This window comes from Actinosynnema pretiosum (assembly GCF_002354875.1).
Taxonomy (GTDB): Bacteria; Actinomycetota; Actinomycetes; order Mycobacteriales; family Pseudonocardiaceae; genus Actinosynnema; species Actinosynnema auranticum.
In genome coordinates this window covers 340,264-358,044 of the sequence record NZ_CP023445.1, presented here as the reverse complement: position 1 = coordinate 358,044, position 17,781 = coordinate 340,264, and the positions used below count along the sequence as shown (strand labels likewise).

Genomic DNA, 17,781 nt, shown 5'->3' with positions numbered 1-17,781 from the left:
GGCGTCGTGACCAGCGGGTTCCCCCGGACGACCCCGACAAGTCGCGGGGGTTTTCCCTGGGTGATCGGTCGCGCACCCGCAGTGGGAACCGCAGGGCAAACCACCCGGCAACCCAAGATCGAAGCGCGACGCACGTCTCATTTGGGTATTGCCCGTTGACTCCGGAGAACTTTGTCAAAACAAGCCGAAGGGGTGCCGGATCATTCATCCGGCACCCCTTCGCGGGTCAGTGGAATTGCCGTGGCGAGCGCCACTCAATCCTCACCCCTGCTGGTGGTAGGCCTCCAGCACCTCGGCCGGGATGCGACCGCGGTCGGAGACCTTCATGCCCTGCTTGCGGGCCCACTCCCGAATCGCCTGGTTCTGCTCGCGGTCCGCCGAGGCGGGTCGGGCGGCGGCCTTCACGCCTGCCGGGCGGCCGGGGCCGCGCTTGCGACCACCGGTCTTGCGGGCGGCGGTGGTGAACGCGCCGAGCGCGGAGCGCAGCTTGCCCGCATTCACCGAAGAAAGGTCGATCTGGTAAGCCACACCGTCCAGGCCGAAGTCGACCGTCTCCTCGGCGACACCGCCGTCCAGGTCATCGACCAGGGTCACGGTGACCTTCTGCGCCATGCGTATCCTCCTGGGACTCGAATGCGCGGCGTGCTCCCCGACCGCGACCAAAAAACATGTGCGCCAGCAGGTTAGCGCACAAGTCGAGGAATGCGCCGCACGGAGTCCTAGAAGTTACTCATTCCGGGCGCACGAGGGGGAACAGGATCGTCTCCCGGATACCGAGGCCCGTGATGGCCATCAGCAGGCGGTCGATGCCCATTCCCACACCACCGCTCGGTGGCATTCCGTACTCCAGCGATCGCAGAAAGTCTTCGTCGACCGGCATCGCTTCCACGTCACCGCTCGCGCCCAGCCTGGCCTGCGCTTCCAACCGCTCCCGCTCGACCACCGGGTCGACCAGTTCGGAGTATCCGGTCGCCAACTCGAAACCGCGCACGTAGAGGTCCCACTTTTCCGCCACACCGGGGGTGCTGCGGTGCTGGCGGGTCAGCGGCGAGGTCTCGACCGGGAAATCCCGGACGAACGTGGGCGCGTGCAGGTGGTCGCCCACCAGGTGCTCCCACAGCTCCTCCACGAGCTTGCCGTGGCCGAGCTTCGGGTCGGTCTCCAGACCCACCTTCCCCGCGAGCGCGCGCAGGTCGTCGACGCTGGTCTCGGGCGTGACCTCGACGCCTGCGGCCTCGGACAGCGAGCCGTACATGGTCAGCGTGGTCCACTCGCCGCCCAGGTCGTACTCGGTGCCGTCGACCAGGGTGACCACGTGCGAACCGGCGACGGCCATGGCCGCCTCCTGGATCAGCTCCCTGGTCATCACCGCGTTCGTGTCGTACGTCGCGTACGCCTCGTAGTACTCCAGCATCGAGAACTCCGGCGAGTGCGAGGAGTCGATGCCCTCGTTGCGGAAGTTCCGGTTGATCTCGAAGACCTTCTCGATACCGCCGACCACGCACCTCTTCAGGTACAACTCCGGCGCGATGCGCAGGAACAGGTCGATGTCCAGCGCGTTCGAGCGGGTCACGAACGGCCGCGCCGCCGCACCCCCCTGCAAGGTCTGCAACATCGGGGTCTCGACTTCGGTGAAACCCCTGCGGTGGAACGACTCGCGCAGAGAGCGCACCAGCTTGGCGCGGTTGCGCACGGTGTCGCGCGCCTGTTCCCGCAGGATCAGGTCGACGTACCGCTGCCGAATGCGGGTTTCCTCCGCGAGTTCCTTGTGGGCGACCGGCAACGGGCGCAGCGCCTTCGCCGTGATGGCCCACTCGTCCGCCATCACGGACAGTTCCCCGCGCCGGGAGGTGATCACTTCTCCGCGCACGAAAACGTGGTCGCCGAGGTCGACGTCGCTCTTCCAGTCGGCGAGCGCCTGCTCGCCGACCTTGTTCAGGCTCAGCATGGCCTGGAGCTCGGTGCCGTCGCCCTCGCGCAGGGTCGCGAAGGCGAGCTTGCCGGTGTTCCGGATGAACATGACGCGGCCGGTCACGCCGACCACCTCGCCGGTGCTGGTGTCGGGCTCCAGCCCGGTGTGCGCCTCGCGCACCTCGCGCAGCGAGTGCGTGCGGGCGACTTCGACCGGGTACGGGTCGACTCCGCGCTCCAGCAGCCGCGCCCGCTTCTCCCTGCGGACCCTGAGCTGCTCGGGAAGGTCGTCGTCGCTGGTCGGGGAACCGTTCTGCGGCTGCTCACTCACACCGGGAAGGGTACGGAAAGGGCTATCGGGGAATCGAACCGGTTCTCACTAGGGTGTGGGTGGTGACGAGCGCAGAAGACCACGCGGACCTGTGGGCTCGCCGGGCCGCGTCTTTCGGGGCTCAAGCGTCCGCCTACGCGGAGCACCGGCCCGACTACCCGGCCGAGGCGATCAAGTGGTGCCTGGACCCCCTGGAGAGCTCGCCGCTGCGCGTGCTGGACCTGGCGGCGGGCACGGGGAAGCTGACCGAGGGCGTGGTGGCGCTGGGCCACCACGTGACGGCGGTCGAGCCCGACGAGCAGATGCTGTCGGAGCTGGTCAGGCGCAACGGGGGCGTGCGGGCCCTGCCGGGCACGGCGGAGCGCATCCCGGTGCCGGGCGGGACGGTCGACGCGGTCGTGGTGGGGCAGGCGTTCCACTGGTTCGACCAGGCGCGGGCGCTGGCGGAGATCGCCCGCGTGCTGCGGCCGGGCGGGGTGCTGGCGGCGCTGTGGACCGGGGACGACCACAGCGTGCCGTGGGTGGCCGACTACCTGGCCGCCGTGTGGGGCGCGGACGGCGACCCGCACAAGATCAGCTCGGCGGGCGCGCCCGCCGAGATCATGCCCCGGCACGAGATGTTCCACGAGCAGGAGACCGCGCGGTTCGCGCACCGGCAGCGCAGGACCCCCGAGTCGCTCGTGGCGACGCTGCGGACGCACTCCGGGGTGGCGACCCTGCCGGAGGCCGAGCGGCTGGCCCTGGAGGCCAAGGCGCTGGACTTCCTGCGCTCCAGGGAGGAGACGCGGGACGGGTTCGACCTGCCGCTGCGGGTGATGGTCAAGCGGATGGTGCGGATCTGACCGCGGCCCCCTCGGGCGCCCGGACGGCCGCCGCCCCCGGTCCCGCGGTGGGGACCGGGGGCGGCGGCCGTTCGCGGGGCCGGGGTCAGCGCATGTTGCGCTCGAACACCAGGCGCAGGCCCAGCAGGGTCAGGTCGGGCGCGTGGATCTGGATCGCGGTCGACTCGGACACCACCAGCGGCGCGAGGCCACCGGTGGCCAGCACGGTCACCGGGCCGGGGTCGACGGTGGCCAGCTCCTCCACGATCCGCCGCACCAGCCCGTCGACCTGGCCGACGAAGCCGTAGACGATGCCGGACTGGAGGCACTCGACGGTGTTCTTGCCGATCACCGAGCGCGGTCGGACCAGCTCGACCTTGTGCAGCTGCGCGGCGCGGGCGGCCAGCGCGTCCACCGAGATCTCGATGCCGGGCGCCAGCGCGCCGCCGAGGAACTCGCCCTTGGCGGAGATGACGTCCAGGTTGGTGGACGTGCCGAAGTCGACCACGACGCACGCGGTGCTGTGCAGGTGGTGCGCGGCCATCGTGTTGATGACCCGGTCGGAGCCGACCTCCTTCGGGTTGTCCACCAGCAGCGGGACGCCGGTGCGCACGCCCGGCTCGACCAGCACCTTCGGCACCTGGGCGTAGTAGCGGCCGAGCATCACGCGCAGCTCGCGCAGCACCGCGGGCACGGTGGACAGCGCCGAGATGCCGGTGATCTTGTCCGCGTACTCGCCGAGCAGGCCGCGCATGGTCAGCGCCAGCTCGTCGGCGGTCATCCTGGCGTCGGTGCGCATCCGCCAGCTGTGCACGAGCGCGGCGGAGTCCCCGGTGCCGTCGTACAGGCCCAGGACGATGTTCGTGTTGCCGACGTCGATGACGAGCAGCACCGTGTTCCCCCTACTGGTTCTGGATGAGCGCGTCGAGCGCGGCGGCGTCGGCCGTCTCGGCGAGCGCCTGCGCGGTCACCGCGCCGCTGAGCAGCCCGGAGCCCTCCGGGGCGCGCGCGGCGTCCGAGCCCAGCTCCACGACCTTGTTGTCGGCGTCGACGAACACCACGCGCGGCCGGTAGGAGCGGGCCTCGGCGTCGTCCATGGACCCGTAGGCGATGAGGATGACCAGGTCGCCGGGGTGCACCAGGTGCGCGGCGGCGCCGTTGATGCCGATGACGCCGGAGCCGCGCTCGCCGGGGATGACGTAGGTCTCCAGGCGGGCCCCGTTGGTGACGTCCACGATCGCGACCTGCTCGCCCGCCAGCAGGTCGGCGGCGTCCATGAGGTCCTCGTCCACGGTGACCGAGCCGACGTAGTGCAGGTCGGCCTGGGTGACGGTGGCCCGGTGGATCTTCGACTTGAGCATCGTGCGGAACATGGCGGCGCTCCTCCCTACTCGTCGCCCGCGCCGAGCAGCACGGGGACGTTGTCGATCAGCCTGGTCGACCCGACGCGGGCCGCCACCAGCAGGCGGGCGTCGCCGTTCTCGGGCGCGGGCCCGAGGTCGGGGGCGCGCAGCTCCAGGTAGTCCAGGTCGAGGCCGGGCACGGCGTCGAGCGTCGCGCGGGCGGTGGACAGCACGGCCTCCGGGCCCTGCGCGCTCACGTGCGAGCCGGCGACGAGCGCGGCGGACAGCGCGGTGGCGCTCTCCCGCTCGGACTCGGACAGGAAGCGGTTGCGGGAGGACAGGGCGAGCCCGTCCGACTCGCGCACGGTCGGCACGCCGACGACGGCGGTCGGCACGTTCAGGTCGGTGGCCATCCGCCCGATCAGGCAGAGCTGCTGGTAGTCCTTCTCGCCGAACAGGGCGTAGTCGGGCTGCACGATGTTGAACAGCTTCGACACGACGGTGAGCACGCCCGCGAAGTGGCCGGGCCTGCTGGCGCCCTCCAGCTCGGAGCCGAGCGGGCCGGGGTCGAGGGTCACCTGGCTGCCCGCCGGGTACATGGTGGCGACCTCGGGGGCGAACACCAGCGGCGCGCGCTCCTGGCGGCACACCTCCACGTCGGCGTCCAGGTCGCGCGGGTAGCGCTCCAGGTCGGCGGCCTCGCCGAACTGGGTCGGGTTCACGAACACCGACACCACCACGACGGTGTTCTGCAGGACGTGGGCCTCGCGGATGAGCCTGCGGTGGCCCTCGTGCAGCGCGCCCATGGTGGGCACGAGCGCGATGTTGCGGCCCGCCGAGCGCAGCGCCCTGGTGACGCGGCGCAGCCGCTCGGGGTCGCGGTGCACGGTCACCCCGCCGGGGGTGTAGTCGTCCTTGGTCAGCGGCTTCGTCATCGGTCAGTCCTCGTCGAGGGTGGTGCGGACGTCGGTGGCGCGGTCGGCCGGGAGCAGCCCGGCGGACTCGGCCCGGTCTGCGGTGCGCCTGGCGAGCGCGCGGTACGCGTCCAGGGTTCCGGGGGCGCGGTCGGCCAGCACGGCGAGGTGCTTGGCGACGGTGCCGGTGTCACCCCTGGCGACGGGGCCGGTGAGGGCGCGGTCGCCGTGCCGCAGGGCGTTGTCGAGCGCGGCCCCGAGGAGGGGCGCGAGGACCCGCTCGGGGTTGGCGACGCCCGCGCCGCGCAGCGCCTCGGCGCAGTCGGCGACCAGGGTCATCAGGTGGTTCGCGCCGTGGGTGAGGGCGGCGTGGTAGAGCGGGCGGGCGGACTCGGGGACCCGGACGGCCTCGGCGCCGATCTCCACGACGAGGGCCTCGCCGACGCTCCAGGCGATGTCGTCGCCGTCGGCGGCGGTGACCCCGAAGGTGCAGGCGCGGACCCGGTCGACGTCCTCGGGGCGGCCGGTGAAGGTCATGGCGGGGTGCAGCGCCAGGCACAGCGCGCCCACCTCGGCGGCGGGGGCGAGCGCGGCGACGCCCTGGGCGCCGCTGACGTGCACCACGATCTGGCCGGCGCGCAGCGAGCCGGTGGCCACCAGGCCCCTGACCAGTCCGGGCAGCTCGTCGTCGGGGACGGCGAGCAGGACCAGGTCGGCGCCCGCGGCCACGTCGGGCGGGGGCAGCACGGGGACGTCGGGGAGCAGGGCGTCGGCCCTGCGCAGGGAGGCGGCCGAGACGGCGGAGACCGCGGTGACGGTGTGACCGGCCCTGGTGAGGGCGGCGCCGAGCACCGAGCCCACCCGGCCTGCCGAGATGACGCCCGCGGCAAGGCGCGCGGGGCGGGGGGTCGCGTCCATGCGACGTTGCTCCTTCAGGACGTTCCAGTCCCGTTGGGGGGTACCGGACGACTCCACCGAGGGTAGTGAGGGGGTGCGGGTGCGGGGGTCAACTGCGACGAACGCCACCCGTGGCGTCTGGGTCGTTCGGCGAGGTCGGCGAGGCCGGTGAGGTCGGCGAGCCGGGGCGGATCTGCCGGTCCGGGCGGGCCGCGCGGCCCTGGCGGGCGATGCGCGCGATCCGGACGGTGCGCTCCGCGCGCTCGGTGAGCCGGGGGCGGCCCGCGCCGTCCGCGGCGCCGAGCGCGCCGGGGGCGTTCACGGCGGCCACGCGGGTGGCGAGCAGGGAGCGCAGGAGGTTCGCGTGGCGGCGGTCCGCGTCCGCGCCCGCGGTGCCCAGCGCCATGCGGTGGCGCAGGAACGCCAGTTCGGTGGCGGCCACCTGGTAGCCGGCCACCGCCTTCGCGGCCTCGTCGCCCGCCTTGCGGCGCACGGTGCGGCGCCAGCGGCTGCGGCCCTGGAGGCTGGCGAGCAGGGTGACCTCGCTGGTGGCGATCCACTGGCGCTCGGCCATGCCGGGCAGCTGCTCGGCGACGATGCGCTGCTCGCGGCGGCGCTGCCACACCACCAGCCAGACCATGCCCGCGAAGATCGGGACCATGATCAGGAAGTAGAGGTTGATGAACGTCGATCCGGTGCCGACCGTGGTGGAGAAGTTCCACAGCGAGTGCAGGCCCACCGCGCCCAGGTAGCCCAGGAGCGGGCCCGCGATCCGGACGTTCCGCTTGTGGGACATCGCCGCCAGGCCCACGCCGACGCCGAGCATCGAGGTGAACAGGGGGTGGGCGAACGGGGACAGGACGCCGCGCAGGATGAACAGGGCGACCACGCCGCTGCTCGCGTCGCCCAGGCCGCTGTCCACGAAGACGCGGGCGAAGTAGTAGATGTTCTCGGTGAACGCGAAGCCCGCCGCGACCACGCCCGCGTAGACGAGGCCGTCGACGGCGCCGTCGAACTCGTGGCGGCGGCGCAGGAAGAGGGCGATCAGGAAGACGCCCTTGGTGGCCTCCTCCACGATCGGGGCGCCGACCACGGCGGCGAAGGTCGCGCCGTCGCCGTCGTTGATCAGCTCGCCGATCACCTGGGCGGTCTGGTTGAAGACCAGGGAGGTGATGGTCGCGCCGCACGCGCCCCAGGCGAAGCCGAAGAGCAGGAGCTTGGCCGGTTCCGGCTCCCAGCGGTCGAGCCAGAGGTAGGCGCTCAGCACCGCCATGACGGGCAGGAGCGAGGCCGCCGCGCCCACCAGGATCGGGGCCAGCCCGACCTTGCTGGTGCCCAGGCCCAGCAGGACCAGGCCGCAGACCCCCAGCACGATCAGGGCCGCGACCGGGAGGAGCACGGTCCAGCGGCGTTGCTCGGTCCTCTTGCGGGCCGGCGAGGGTGCGGCAGCGGTCACGTGGTGGAACTTTATAGCGGTGGGGGCGGGGGCGGGTGCGGTGATCTCGTCGTGGCTGGTGGGAGGGCTGTCAGGGGCGCCACGGCGGCAGGTCGGGGAGCAGGCCGGCCGCGGTCGTGCCCCTCGGGTGCAGGAGCCAGCCGAAGGCGCCGAGGCCGTTCGGGTCGCGCAGCTCCGCGATCCGGGAGGCGCGGGCCGCGGCGGTGAGCCAGTCCGGGGTGCGGGCGGTGAGCGGCTCGGCGGGCGGGAGCAGGGCGGCCAGCGCGTCCCGCTGCGACACCAGGGTCCACGGGCGGCCCGCGGCCTCGGCGCAGGCGTCCAGGGCGACGTGGGCGGTCAGGTCGCAGGAGCCGTCGAAGGCCGGTTCGACCCGGTTCCCCGAGCGGTAGGCGGTGAAGGTGCCCCTGGGGTAGCGGCCTGCGGCGCGGTCGTCGGCCAGGTGGCCGTAGTCGATCGCGAGCGCCGCGCCCCGGACCCGTCCGACGGCAGACGCCCACGCCGCGTCCCTGGGGGAGCCGATCTCCGCCCGCTCACCGGGGCGCAGCGGCCACCAGCGGTCCAGCCAGGGGTCCCGGTGCGGCCAGGCCACCACGGGGCAGGGGAGGGCGTCCAGCCACTCGTGCGCGACCAGGAGTCCGGTGACGCGGTCGGGGAGGTCGCGGGTCCAGCGGACGCCGGGGAGGTCGCGGGCGGGGCCGACGTCCACGGCGGTCACCCGGAGGCGGTCGCGGAGCGCGGGGTCGGCGTCGGCGAGGGCGCGGACCGCCGAGGACAGCTCGCCGCCGCCCGCGCCGAGGTCCACGAAATCGAGGGCGCCGGGGTGGCCGAGGTCGGCGTCCACGCGGCGGAGCAGCTCCAGGAGCGCCTCCGCCAGCTCGGGGCCGACCAGCGGGGCGGTGCGGAAGTGGTCCGACGGCGCCTCGCCCCTGGTGAAGAAGCCCGACGGCCCGTAGAGCGCGGTGCGCCACGCCGATTCCACGTCCTGCACGCGGGGCAGTGTGCCCGACGGCGGGTCCGGGCGCCCGACGCCGGGTCCGATCGCCGCCGGCGCTCGGGCGCGGGGCGGACGACGCTGGGGGGCATGGAGTTCCACGTGATCGCCGAGGACGTCCTCGCCCGCGCCAGGGCCGCCGCGGGCGCCGACGAGGAGCACGAGCTGACCACCGCGCCGGGTGTTCCGCTGCGCTGCTGCCTGCGGCGGGCCGGTGCGGAGGCGGTGGTGCTGTTCCGGTACCGGCCGGGCGCGGGGCGCGGGCCTTACGCGGAGGTGGGGCCGGTGTACGCGCACGCCGAGCGGTGCGCGGGGCCGGAGGTGGCGGACGGGGAGCTGCCGCTGTTCACCGCGCCCCGCGTGCTGCGGGCTTACACGGCCGAGGGGCGCATCCACGACGGGGTGCTGTCCGGGCCGGGCAGCGGGCGGGTGGACCTGGCGGCGCTGCTCGCGGACCCGGCCGTCGCGCGGGTGCAGGTGCGGTCGGCGACGCACGGCTGCTTCCTCTTCGAGGTCACGGGGTCCGCCGTGCGAGCATGAGCGGGTGCAGATCACCGTGGGCGTGGGAGCTGGGGCCGAGCACCTCGGGGTCGACCGGGTGGTCGACCTGGGACCGCTGCACCCCTCCGCGCACGGGGCGTACCGGCTGCGGCTGACCGTGCGGGACGACGAGGTGATCACCTCGGCCGAGCCGCTGGTCGGGCACCTGCACCGGGGCGCGGAGAAGCTGTTCGAGGTGCGCGACTACCGGCAGGTGCTGACCCTGGCGAACCGGCACGACTGGCTGGCGGCGTTCTGCAACGAGCTGGCCGTGGCGCTGGCGGTCGAGCGGATGACCGGGATGGACGTGCCGCCGCGCGCGCAGTGGCTGCGGGCGCTGCTGTGCGAGCTGAACCGGGTCATGGCGCACCTGGTGTTCCTGGCCCCGCTGACCGACCCGGTGGCGGCGGCGCGGGGGCGGGAGGCCGTGCAGGCGGTGCTGGAGGAGGCGTCCGGCGGGCGCATCCACTTCATGGCCAACCGGATCGGCGGGCTGCGCGAGGACGTCCCGGCGGGTTGGGCGGAGCGGGTGGCGGGCGCGCTGGACGCGGTCGAGGTCCCCGAGGTGCCGACCGGCCTGGAGGGGCTGGGGGTGCTGAGCCGGGCGGACGCGCTGGCGCGGGGCGTCACCGGCCCGATCGGGCGGGCGTCCGGGGTGGACCTGGACCTGCGGCGCGACGACCCGCTGCCCGCGTACCGGGAGCTGGACGTGCGGCCGAGCGTGCGGGAGGGCGGCGACGCGCACGCCAGGGTCGCGTGCATGGCCGACGACCTGGCGCAGGCGGTGGCGCTGGCGCGCGAGTGCCTGCGCAGGCTGCCGGGCGGCCCGGTGAACCTGAGGCTGCCCAAGGCGATCAAGGCCCCGGAGGGGTCGGTGTACACGCGGGTGGAGGCGCCGCTCGGGGTGTCGGGGGTGCACCTGGCGTCGCGCGGGGAGAAGACGCCGTGGCGGTTGAAGCTGCGGACGCCGTCGTTCAACAACGTGCAGGCCCTGTCCGCGCTGCTGCCGGGAACCCCGGTGGCGCAACTCCCCCTGGTGCTCGGCTCGTTCGCGGTCGTCGTGGGCGACATCGACCGCTGAGCGGGCGCGTGGGGTGCGGGGTGCGGGGTGCGCTGGGGCAGGAAACGGCCCCACGCAAGGAAAACCCGCGCAGGAAACCGATACGGGGACCGGCCGGAGGCCGACAACACCACGCACAACCCGCTGACACCTATGGCATCCGGCCATCTACGGCATCCGGCCCGCCACACCCACCCGCGCCCAGCCGCGCCATAGGTACCCGCCCACGCCATAGGTGGCCGCCGTGTCCATAGGCGTCCGTCTGTGCCCATAGGCACCGCCAGCGCCCCATAGGCGTCCACCCGCGCCCATAGGCACCTACCCGTGCCCGCGTCCGTAGCCGTGCTCGCGACCTACCTCGTCCATCCGCGACCGCCCGCGTCCCACACGCGACCGCCCGCCTCCCCCGCACGTCCCTCGCGCCTCCCCCGCGCTCCCCCACACACCCCCAAGCCCGCCGCGAAAACCCTTGCGTGCAAGCAAAAGCGCCCCGGTTCCCAAGAACCGGGGCGCTTCCGCTCGTGCCGCTCGTGCCGCTAGTCCTCGCGGCGGCGTCGGCGGCGGGGGGAGTCGCCGCCGCCGAAGGCCGCCAGGAGTTCGCTGACGGACTTGCCGTCCGCGTGCGCGCCCGCCGGGTCCGGTTCGGGCGCCGCGCGCCTGCCCGCGGTGGGCTGGGGGGCCTCGTCGTGGGGTTCGGCCCTGCGCCTGCCGCCCGCCGCCTGCTCCGGCTGCTCGGGCTGGGGTGCGTGGGCCGCGGCCTCCTCGGCGACCGGGCGGCGCGTCGTGGACTGCTCCGACGCGGACCTGCCTCCCGCCACCGCGCGGCGCACGCCGCCCGCCTGCTCGGCCGCCGACAGGCCGCCCGCGACAGGACGTCGCACCGCGGGCTGCTCGGAGGCCGGCCTGCCCGCTGCCGCCGCCGGGCGCCGCACGCCCGACTGCTCCGAGGCCGAACGCCCGCCCGCGACGCCCCGCCGCACGCCCGACTGCTCGGACGCCGTCCGGCCCGCCGCCGCGGCCGGACGCCTGGCCTGCTGCGCGCCCTGCTCGGCCGCCGCCGGGCGTCCACCCGCGACGGACCTGCGCACGCCCGACTGCTCGGACGCGGTCAGCCCACCCGCCGCCGGGCGGGCGGGGCGCTCCTCGGGCACCGGCTCGCGGCTGATCATCTCGGTGCGCTCGGCGACCCGGCTGCGCCGCTGCGACTCCGCCGTCTTCACCGGCTCGCCCTGTCCGCGCGTGGCCGCCGCGCCGCCGCGCGCCGACTGGTCGGTGAAGTAGTCCTGCCCCGCGCCCTCGGCGGGCCTGGGCTGCTGCTGCTTGGCGGGGTGCGCCACCTGCGCCGTCGGCGCGGCCTGCGCCGCCGCGGGCTTCACCTGCGCGGCGGGCCGCTGCGGTTCCGCCTTCGGCTGGGCGCGCTTCACGCCCGGCGGCTGCACGGCCTGCTTCGGCGCGGCGGGCGCGGCGGACTTCGGCTGCGGCGGCCTGGTGCCGCTGCGGACCGGGTCGCGGCGCGCGGGCTCGGCGCGGGCCGCCTCGCGGCGCGCCGGCTCGACCCTGCGGGCGGGCTGCGCGTCGGTGACGCGCTCGATCAGCTCGGTCTGCTCCGCCGGGTCCAGGTCGACCACGGACGGCTGGTCGTCCTTCTTCGCCTTGCCCGAGGTGATCACCCGGTGCTCGTTCATGGCGGACACCAGGCGGGACTGGTCCAACCGGGACTGGTCGCCCAGCGAGCGCATCCGCGTGGCCTCCGCCCGCAGCGCCACCCGCTCGACCAGCACCTCGCCGCCCAGCAGCGCCTCCAGGTTCTCGCGCAGCGCGCGCAGCTCGCCGCGCAGCGCGTCCAAGTCGTCCTTCGCGTCCTCCCGCGCCTTGCGGTGGGCCTCGGTCTCCAGCTCCAGCTCGAACTCGCGCCTCGCGGCGACCTCGCGCTCCAGCTCCAGCTCGTACACGTTCTGGAGGTCGGCCACCTCGTCCTCGCGGTCGGCCACCTGGCGGCGGTAGCGCGCGGCCAGGAAGGCACCCACGAGCGCGGCCCACAGCGCCGACACCACGGCCAGCCTCAACCAGCGGGCGTTGTCACTCAGCACCAGCACGGCCGCGGCAACGAGGGCGAACGCCAGTGCTGCGACCAGCAGGAGGCGCGCGGAGCCACGACCGTGTTCTTGCTGCTCGTCGTCTCTCGACGGGGCTCGCCCGGTCATGGGCACCACGGTACCGGTCGGTTACCCGTTTGAGACCTCGGCATCCGGTTTCACGCTCGGCGCCCAGGCTCGTCCGGGGTGCGGCAGCAGCGCTCCAACCACAGTCCGGAGGCGATCAGCGCCGCAGCGCACACGAGCCCCACCACGGCGCTGGTCAGGTCGTTGTCCGCCGCCGGGAAGCGGCCCCGCGCGGGGGCGACGTGCAGCAGCAGCGCGCCCCACGCGCCCGCCATGATCGCGCCCAGCACCGAGGAGGCCTTGGCGAGCGCGACGGCGCGGGCGGCGGTGAGCGGCTGCACCGGTTCGGCGCCGGGCTTGCGCAGGATGCGGGCGCGCAGCGACACCGCGAGGCCGAGGTCGATCGCGGCGATCACCAGCAGGACCAGCCCGGCGAGCCTGGGCAGCGGCGGCAGCCCGGAGTAGGAAAGCTTGAGCAGCAGGAAGACCAGGGCGGCCGAGCCGAGCCCGGCCGCGAGCAGGTCGCGCCCCTTGGTGAACGTCACAGCGCGACCTCCAGCCTCCGCACCCCGGACAGGTCCAACCCGGACAGCAGGTCGGCGACCCGCCCGCGCCCCGGCAGCACCGCGTCCGGGTCGACGTCGAGCCAGGGCGCCAGCACGGTGGCCCGCTCGTGCGCGCCGGGGTGCGGCAGCAGCAGCTCGGGGTCCTCGGAGCGCACCTCGTCCACGGCGACCACGTCCACGTCGAGCGTGCGCGGCCCCCAGCGGCGCTCCCTGACCCGCCCCGCGGCCCGCTCCAGCTCCTGGCCGCGGCGCAGCCAGCCCCACTCGTCCAGGTCGCCCTCGACGAGCAGGACGGCGTTGAGGAAGTCGTCCTGGTCGGTGACGCCCCACGGGGCGGTCTCGTACACCGGGGACGCGGCGAGCAGCCACGGCCGGAAGCCGTCGACGGCCGCGCGCAGGTGGGCGAGCCGGTCGCCGAGGTTGGAGCCCAGGGACAGCACGGCGCGGCTCACCGGGTCCTCCGCACGGTCACCGCCACGTCGGCGAAGGTCAGCGGGATCGGCGCGTGCGGCTTGTGGACGGTCACCTCGGTCGCGGTGACCCGCGCGTCGGCCATGACCACGTCGGCGGCGCGCCCGGCGACGGTCTCGATGAGGTCGTGCGGCCCGCCCGCGACGACCTCGGCGACCCGCTCGGCCAGCTCGCCGTAGTGCAGGGTCTCGCGCAGGTCGTCGGTGGCGGCGGCGCGGGTCAGGTCCAGCCACACCACCACGTCGACCAAGAAGTCCTGGCCGTCGCGCTTCTCGTGCTCGAACACGCCGTGGTGGGCGCGGACCTCGAGGCCGCGCAGCTCGATCCGGTCGCCGGACCCCGTCGCCTCAGCCACGACCGGCCCGCCACGCGCCCGCGACGGCCACCGCGTCCACCGAGCGCGGCACGTCGTGCACCCGCACGCCCCAGGCGCCGTTGAACGCGGCCAGCGCCGACACGGCCGCCGTCGCGTCCTCCCGGCCCGCCGGGGGCCGCTCGCCGAGCAGGGCGCCGAGGAACCGCTTGCGGGAGGCCCCGACCAGCACCGGGAAGCCGAGGCCGATCAGCTCGTCCAGCCGGTTCAGCAGCTGCCAGTTGTGCTCGGCCCGCTTCGCGAAGCCGAGGCCGGGGTCGACCACCACGTTCTCGGCCCGCACCCCGGCGGCGAGGGCGGCGTCCACGCGGGCGGACAGCTCGTCGCGGACCTCCCGCACCACGTCGGTGTACTCGGCGAGCCGGTCCATGTCGGCGCTGTGCCCGCGCCAGTGCATGACCACGTACGGCACGTCGGCCTCGGCGACGACCCTGAGCACGTCCGGGTCGGCCAGACCGCCGGAGACGTCGTTGACCACCGACACCCCGGCCTCCAGGGCCGCGGCGGCCACCTCGGAGCGGGTGGTGTCCACGCTGGTCACCACCCCCTGCGCGGACAGCGCGGCGATCACGTGCGAGGTGCGGGCGACCTCCAGGTCGCTCGGCACCCGCTCGGCTCCGGGCCGGGTGGACTCGCCGCCCACGTCGACCAGGTGGGCGCCCTGCTCGCGCAGGGCCAGCCCGTGCGCGACCGCGTCGGCCAGGTCCAGGTAGCGACCGCCGTCGGAGAACGAGTCGGCGGTGACGTTCAGGACGCCCATCACGACGCACCCGCCCGGCGCCGGGAGCCCGCCCACGGTCAGCGCCCCTTGATCAGGGAGATGGCCTCGGCGCGCGAGGACGCCGAGGTGCGCAGCAGGCCGCGCACGGCGGAGGTGGTGGTGCGCGAGCCGGGCTTGCGCACGCCGCGCATCCCCATGCACAGGTGCTCGGCCTCGACCACGACGATGACGCCGCGCGGCTCCAGCCTGCGCACGAGCGCGTCGGCGACCTGCGAGGTCAGCCGCTCCTGCACCTGGGGGCGCTTGGCGTACAGGTCCACCAGGCGGGCCAGCTTGGACAGCCCGGTGACGCGGCCCTGCTCGTTGGGGATGTACCCGACGTGCGCGACGCCGTGGAACGGCAGCAGGTGGTGCTCGCAGAACGAGTAGACCGGGATGTCCGTGACCAGGACGAGCTCCTCGTGGCTCTCGTCGAAGGTCTTGGCCAGCACGCTGTCCGGCTCGGTGAACAGGCCGGCGAACATCTCGCGGTAGGCCCGCGCGACCCGCGCGGGCGTCTCGCGCAGTCCCTCGCGCTCGGGGTCCTCGCCGCAGGCGAGCAGCAGCTCGCGCACGGCGGCCTCGGCGCGCTTCTGGTCGAAGGGCCGCTTCGCGGCGACGCCGGCCTCCCCGTTGCTGGGGAGACCGGCGTTGTCGAATTCGATCACTTGCGGTTGTCCGGGTCCGAGTCGAAGTTCCGCTTGTCCGCGTCCGCCGGGTCCGGCCGCCACGCGGGTGTGGTCGGCTGGCCCCCGCTGCCCGGCACGGTGGCCGGGGTCCAGCCGGGGGGCGCCCCGTAGTTGGGCGGCCCCGAGCCGGGGGTGACCTGCTGCGGCGGGTGCTGGGCGCCGTTGGCGCCAGCGGGGACCTGCTGCGGCTGGGCCGGTCCCTGCGGGGTCTCGGGCGCGGGCGCGGGCAGAGCGGCGGGCTCGGCCCCGACCTCGTCCTCGACCACCGGCGGCCACGGCTCGCCGCGCTCCCTGGCCAGCTCGCCGGGGGTCTTGACCGGCGGCTTGGTCGACGGGATGCGGTTGCCGAAGTCGTTGAACTGGGTGATCCGGGGGCGCTTCTCGACGCCCGCGAAGATCCGCTCCAGGTCCTTCTGGTGGAGGGTCTCCTTGTCGATCAGCTCCAGCGTCAGGTCGTCGAGGACGTCGCGGTAGGTGTTCAGCACCTCGTAGGCCTCCGTGTGGGCGGCCTCGATGAGCTTGCGCACCTCCTCGTCGATCTCGTGCGCGACCTCCAGCGAGTAGTCGGCCTGGCGACCGGCGTTGCGGCCGAGGAACGGCTCGCCCTGCTCCTGGCCGTACTTGACGGCGCCGAGGCGGGAGCTCATGCCGTACTCGGTGACCATCGCGCGGGCGATCTTGGTGGCCTGCTCGATGTCGTTGGACGCGCCGGTGGTGGGCTCGTGGAAGACGAGCTCCTCCGCCGAGCGGCCACCGAGCGCGAACACCAGCCGGGCGATCATCTCGGACCTGGTCATCAGGTCCTTGTCCTCCTCGGGGACGGACAGCGTGTGACCGCCGGTGCGCCCCCTGGCGAGGATGGTGACCTTGTAGACCGGGTCGATGTCCGGCATCGCCCACGCGGCCAGCGCGTGGCCCGCCTCGTGGTAGGCCGTGATCTTCTTCTCCTTCTCGGAGATGATCCGGCTCTTGCGGGCGGGGCCGCCGATGACGCGGTCGACCGACTCCTCCAGCGCGGAGCCGTTGATGACGGTCCCGTTCTGGCGGGCGGTGAGCAGCGCGGCCTCGTTGATGACGTTGGCCAGGTCGGCGCCGGAGAACCCGACGGTGCGCTTGGCCAGGCCGTCGAGGTCGGTGTCGGGGGCCAACGGCTTGCCCTTGGCGTGCACCCGGAGGATCTGCTTGCGGCCCTTGAGGTCGGGCGCGGACACCGGGATCTGCCGGTCGAAGCGGCCGGGGCGCAGCAGCGCGGGGTCGAGGATGTCGGGCCGGTTCGTCGCCGCGATCAGGATGATCCCGCCGCGCGAGTCGAAGCCGTCCATCTCCACGAGCAGCTGGTTGAGGGTCTGCTCGCGCTCGTCGTGCCCGCCGCCCATGCCCGCGCCGCGGTGGCGGCCCACCGCGTCGATCTCGTCGACGAAGATGATGCAGGGCGCGTTCTGCTTGGCCTGCTCGAACAGGTCCCGCACGCGCGAGGCGCCGACGCCGACGAACATCTCGACGAAGTCCGAGCCGGAGATCGAGTAGAACGGCACGCCCGCCTCGCCGGCGACGGCCCTGGCGAGCAGGGTCTTGCCGGTGCCGGGGGGCCCGTAGAGCAGGACGCCCTTCGGGATCTTCGCGCCGAGCGCCTGGTAGCGGCCGGGGTTCTGGAGGAAGTCCTTGATCTCGTAGAGCTCCTCCACCGCCTCCTCGGCTCCCGCGACGTCGGCGAACGTCGTCTTGGGCATGTCCTTGGAGAGCTGCTTGGCCTTGGACTTGCCGAAGTTGAGGACGCGGTTCCCGCCACCCTGGGCGTTGTTCATCATCCACATCAGCAGCAGGAGCAGCAGCCCCAGCGGCACCAGGTACAGGAGCATCTGCGTGAGCAGGGAGTCCTGGGTCACCTTGGTCTCGACCTGCGGCTTGTTGCCCGCCTGGTCGACCAGGGTGAACACCTCGTCCGTGGCGCTGGCCGGGTACGAGGCCATCAGGAGGCCGTGGTTCTCGAAGGTGGAACCGTCGTTGAGGACGAGTTTGAGCTTCTGCTCCTTGTCCTCGATCGTGGCTTCCTTGACCTTCCCGTCCCGCACCTGTTGGAGGGCTTGGGAGGTCGTGACCTGGTGGTAGTTCCGGTCCTCGTCGAAGAGCACGCTGAAGACGTAGAAGAGGAGCACCACCGCCACGATCCACAGCAGCGGGTTGCGAAGCAGGCGCTTGCGGTCCATTCACTTACGGCCGTCGGGCGGCCTCGACCCTCCCTGACTTGTTGACGGGCGCGGACGGGCACACCCGTCCGACCAGACTACCGCCCGAACGACCGGTGCATCGCCCCGCGTGCGCGGGGCCCGCCCCGGTTGTCGCGTTCGAGGGACCAACGGGCGGAGGGGCTCTCCGGTTCCCGCTGCGGCGCCCGGTTCCGACCGCAGGTCAGGAACGGTCGGAACCGGGACTCGCAGCACGGGTTGAACCGCGCCCACCGGATTCCCGTAACTCTTTCGAGGGAAACGTCGTTAC

At 73.8% G+C, this 17,781-nt stretch carries 18 protein-coding genes; 3 read left to right on the top strand and 15 right to left on the bottom strand.

Annotated elements, in window-relative coordinates:
• Window positions 1-261 precede the first annotated feature (261 nt).
• Both CNX65_RS01695 and lysS read right to left on the bottom strand, forming a co-directional pair.
• On the bottom strand, window positions 262-612 hold the full coding sequence (locus CNX65_RS01695) for a histone-like nucleoid-structuring protein Lsr2 (RefSeq protein ID WP_012782962.1): 351 nt from the start codon (window positions 610-612) through the stop codon (window positions 262-264).
• Between the two features lie 118 nt (window positions 613-730).
• Window positions 731-2,242 (bottom strand): lysine--tRNA ligase, encoded by a 1,512-nt coding sequence (gene lysS / locus CNX65_RS01690; protein ID WP_096491192.1) that lies wholly within the window; start codon window positions 2,240-2,242, stop codon window positions 731-733.
• Window positions 2,243-2,304: 62 nt separating this feature from the next.
• Between lysS and CNX65_RS01685 the strand changes: the two genes are divergently transcribed.
• Window positions 2,305-3,084 carry a class I SAM-dependent methyltransferase gene (locus tag CNX65_RS01685; protein WP_096497548.1) on the top strand — a complete coding sequence of 260 codons (780 nt, stop codon included), beginning with the start codon at window positions 2,305-2,307 and terminating at the stop codon, window positions 3,082-3,084.
• A gap of 85 nt (window positions 3,085-3,169) precedes the next feature.
• Here the strand turns inward: CNX65_RS01685 and CNX65_RS01680 are convergent, their stop codons facing one another.
• The 6 genes from CNX65_RS01680 to CNX65_RS01655 all read right to left on the bottom strand — a co-directional run bounded on the left by CNX65_RS01680 (window position 3,170) and on the right by CNX65_RS01655 (window position 8,661).
• Window positions 3,170-3,955, bottom strand: a complete 786-nt coding sequence (locus CNX65_RS01680) for a type III pantothenate kinase (RefSeq protein WP_096491191.1) — start codon at window positions 3,953-3,955, stop codon at window positions 3,170-3,172.
• 10 nt (window positions 3,956-3,965) lie between these two features.
• On the bottom strand, window positions 3,966-4,436 hold the full coding sequence (panD, locus tag CNX65_RS01675) for an aspartate 1-decarboxylase (protein ID WP_096491190.1): 471 nt from the start codon (window positions 4,434-4,436) through the stop codon (window positions 3,966-3,968).
• A gap of 14 nt (window positions 4,437-4,450) precedes the next feature.
• A complete protein-coding gene (gene panC, locus CNX65_RS01670; protein WP_096491189.1) occupies window positions 4,451-5,341 on the bottom strand; it encodes a pantoate--beta-alanine ligase in 891 nt (296 codons plus the stop codon).
• A 3-nt stretch (window positions 5,342-5,344) separates the two neighbouring features.
• The gene (locus tag CNX65_RS01665; protein WP_096491188.1) at window positions 5,345-6,238 is read right to left on the bottom strand and encodes a Rossmann-like and DUF2520 domain-containing protein; all 894 of its coding nucleotides are present in this window, start codon (window positions 6,236-6,238) and stop codon (window positions 5,345-5,347) included.
• Window positions 6,239-6,326: 88 nt separating this feature from the next.
• A complete protein-coding gene (locus CNX65_RS01660; RefSeq protein WP_096491187.1) occupies window positions 6,327-7,673 on the bottom strand; it encodes a PrsW family intramembrane metalloprotease in 1,347 nt (448 codons plus the stop codon).
• 70 nt (window positions 7,674-7,743) lie between these two features.
• Window positions 7,744-8,661, bottom strand: a complete 918-nt coding sequence (locus CNX65_RS01655; protein ID WP_096491186.1) for an SAM-dependent methyltransferase — start codon at window positions 8,659-8,661, stop codon at window positions 7,744-7,746.
• A 93-nt stretch (window positions 8,662-8,754) separates the two neighbouring features.
• Here CNX65_RS01655 and CNX65_RS01650 point away from each other — a divergent pair, with 93 nt between their 5' ends.
• Window positions 8,755-9,204, top strand: coding sequence for a DUF1203 domain-containing protein (locus CNX65_RS01650; RefSeq protein ID WP_096491185.1), 450 nt, complete (start codon window positions 8,755-8,757; stop codon window positions 9,202-9,204).
• 4 nt (window positions 9,205-9,208) lie between these two features.
• Window positions 9,209-10,285 carry an NADH-quinone oxidoreductase subunit D gene (locus CNX65_RS01645; protein WP_096491184.1) on the top strand — a complete coding sequence of 359 codons (1,077 nt, stop codon included), beginning with the start codon at window positions 9,209-9,211 and terminating at the stop codon, window positions 10,283-10,285.
• A 515-nt stretch (window positions 10,286-10,800) separates the two neighbouring features.
• Here CNX65_RS01645 and CNX65_RS01640 read toward each other — a convergent pair.
• From CNX65_RS01640 to ftsH, 7 genes are read right to left on the bottom strand one after another with little or no spacing between them, the layout of a single operon-like run.
• Window positions 10,801-12,468 (bottom strand): DUF6779 domain-containing protein, encoded by a 1,668-nt coding sequence (locus CNX65_RS01640; RefSeq protein ID WP_157767466.1) that lies wholly within the window; start codon window positions 12,466-12,468, stop codon window positions 10,801-10,803.
• A gap of 50 nt (window positions 12,469-12,518) precedes the next feature.
• On the bottom strand, window positions 12,519-12,971 hold the full coding sequence (locus CNX65_RS01635) for a DUF3180 domain-containing protein (RefSeq protein ID WP_096491182.1): 453 nt from the start codon (window positions 12,969-12,971) through the stop codon (window positions 12,519-12,521).
• Window positions 12,968-13,444 carry a 2-amino-4-hydroxy-6-hydroxymethyldihydropteridine diphosphokinase gene (gene folK, locus CNX65_RS01630; protein WP_096491181.1) on the bottom strand — a complete coding sequence of 159 codons (477 nt, stop codon included), beginning with the start codon at window positions 13,442-13,444 and terminating at the stop codon, window positions 12,968-12,970. Before folK ends, CNX65_RS01635 begins: the two co-directional genes overlap by 4 nt.
• Window positions 13,441-13,818: a dihydroneopterin aldolase gene (gene folB / locus CNX65_RS01625; protein ID WP_096491180.1), complete on the bottom strand. Its 378-nt coding sequence runs from the start codon at window positions 13,816-13,818 to the stop codon at window positions 13,441-13,443. Before folB ends, folK begins: the two co-directional genes overlap by 4 nt.
• Window positions 13,811-14,638: a dihydropteroate synthase gene (gene folP, locus CNX65_RS01620; RefSeq protein ID WP_444861176.1), complete on the bottom strand. Its 828-nt coding sequence runs from the start codon at window positions 14,636-14,638 to the stop codon at window positions 13,811-13,813. Before folP ends, folB begins: the two co-directional genes overlap by 8 nt.
• A complete protein-coding gene (gene folE, locus CNX65_RS01615; protein WP_096491179.1) occupies window positions 14,635-15,264 on the bottom strand; it encodes a GTP cyclohydrolase I FolE in 630 nt (209 codons plus the stop codon). Before folE ends, folP begins: the two co-directional genes overlap by 4 nt.
• Window positions 15,261-17,492 (bottom strand): ATP-dependent zinc metalloprotease FtsH, encoded by a 2,232-nt coding sequence (gene ftsH / locus CNX65_RS01610; RefSeq protein ID WP_096491178.1) that lies wholly within the window; start codon window positions 17,490-17,492, stop codon window positions 15,261-15,263. Before ftsH ends, folE begins: the two co-directional genes overlap by 4 nt.
• Window positions 17,493-17,781 lie beyond the last annotated feature (289 nt).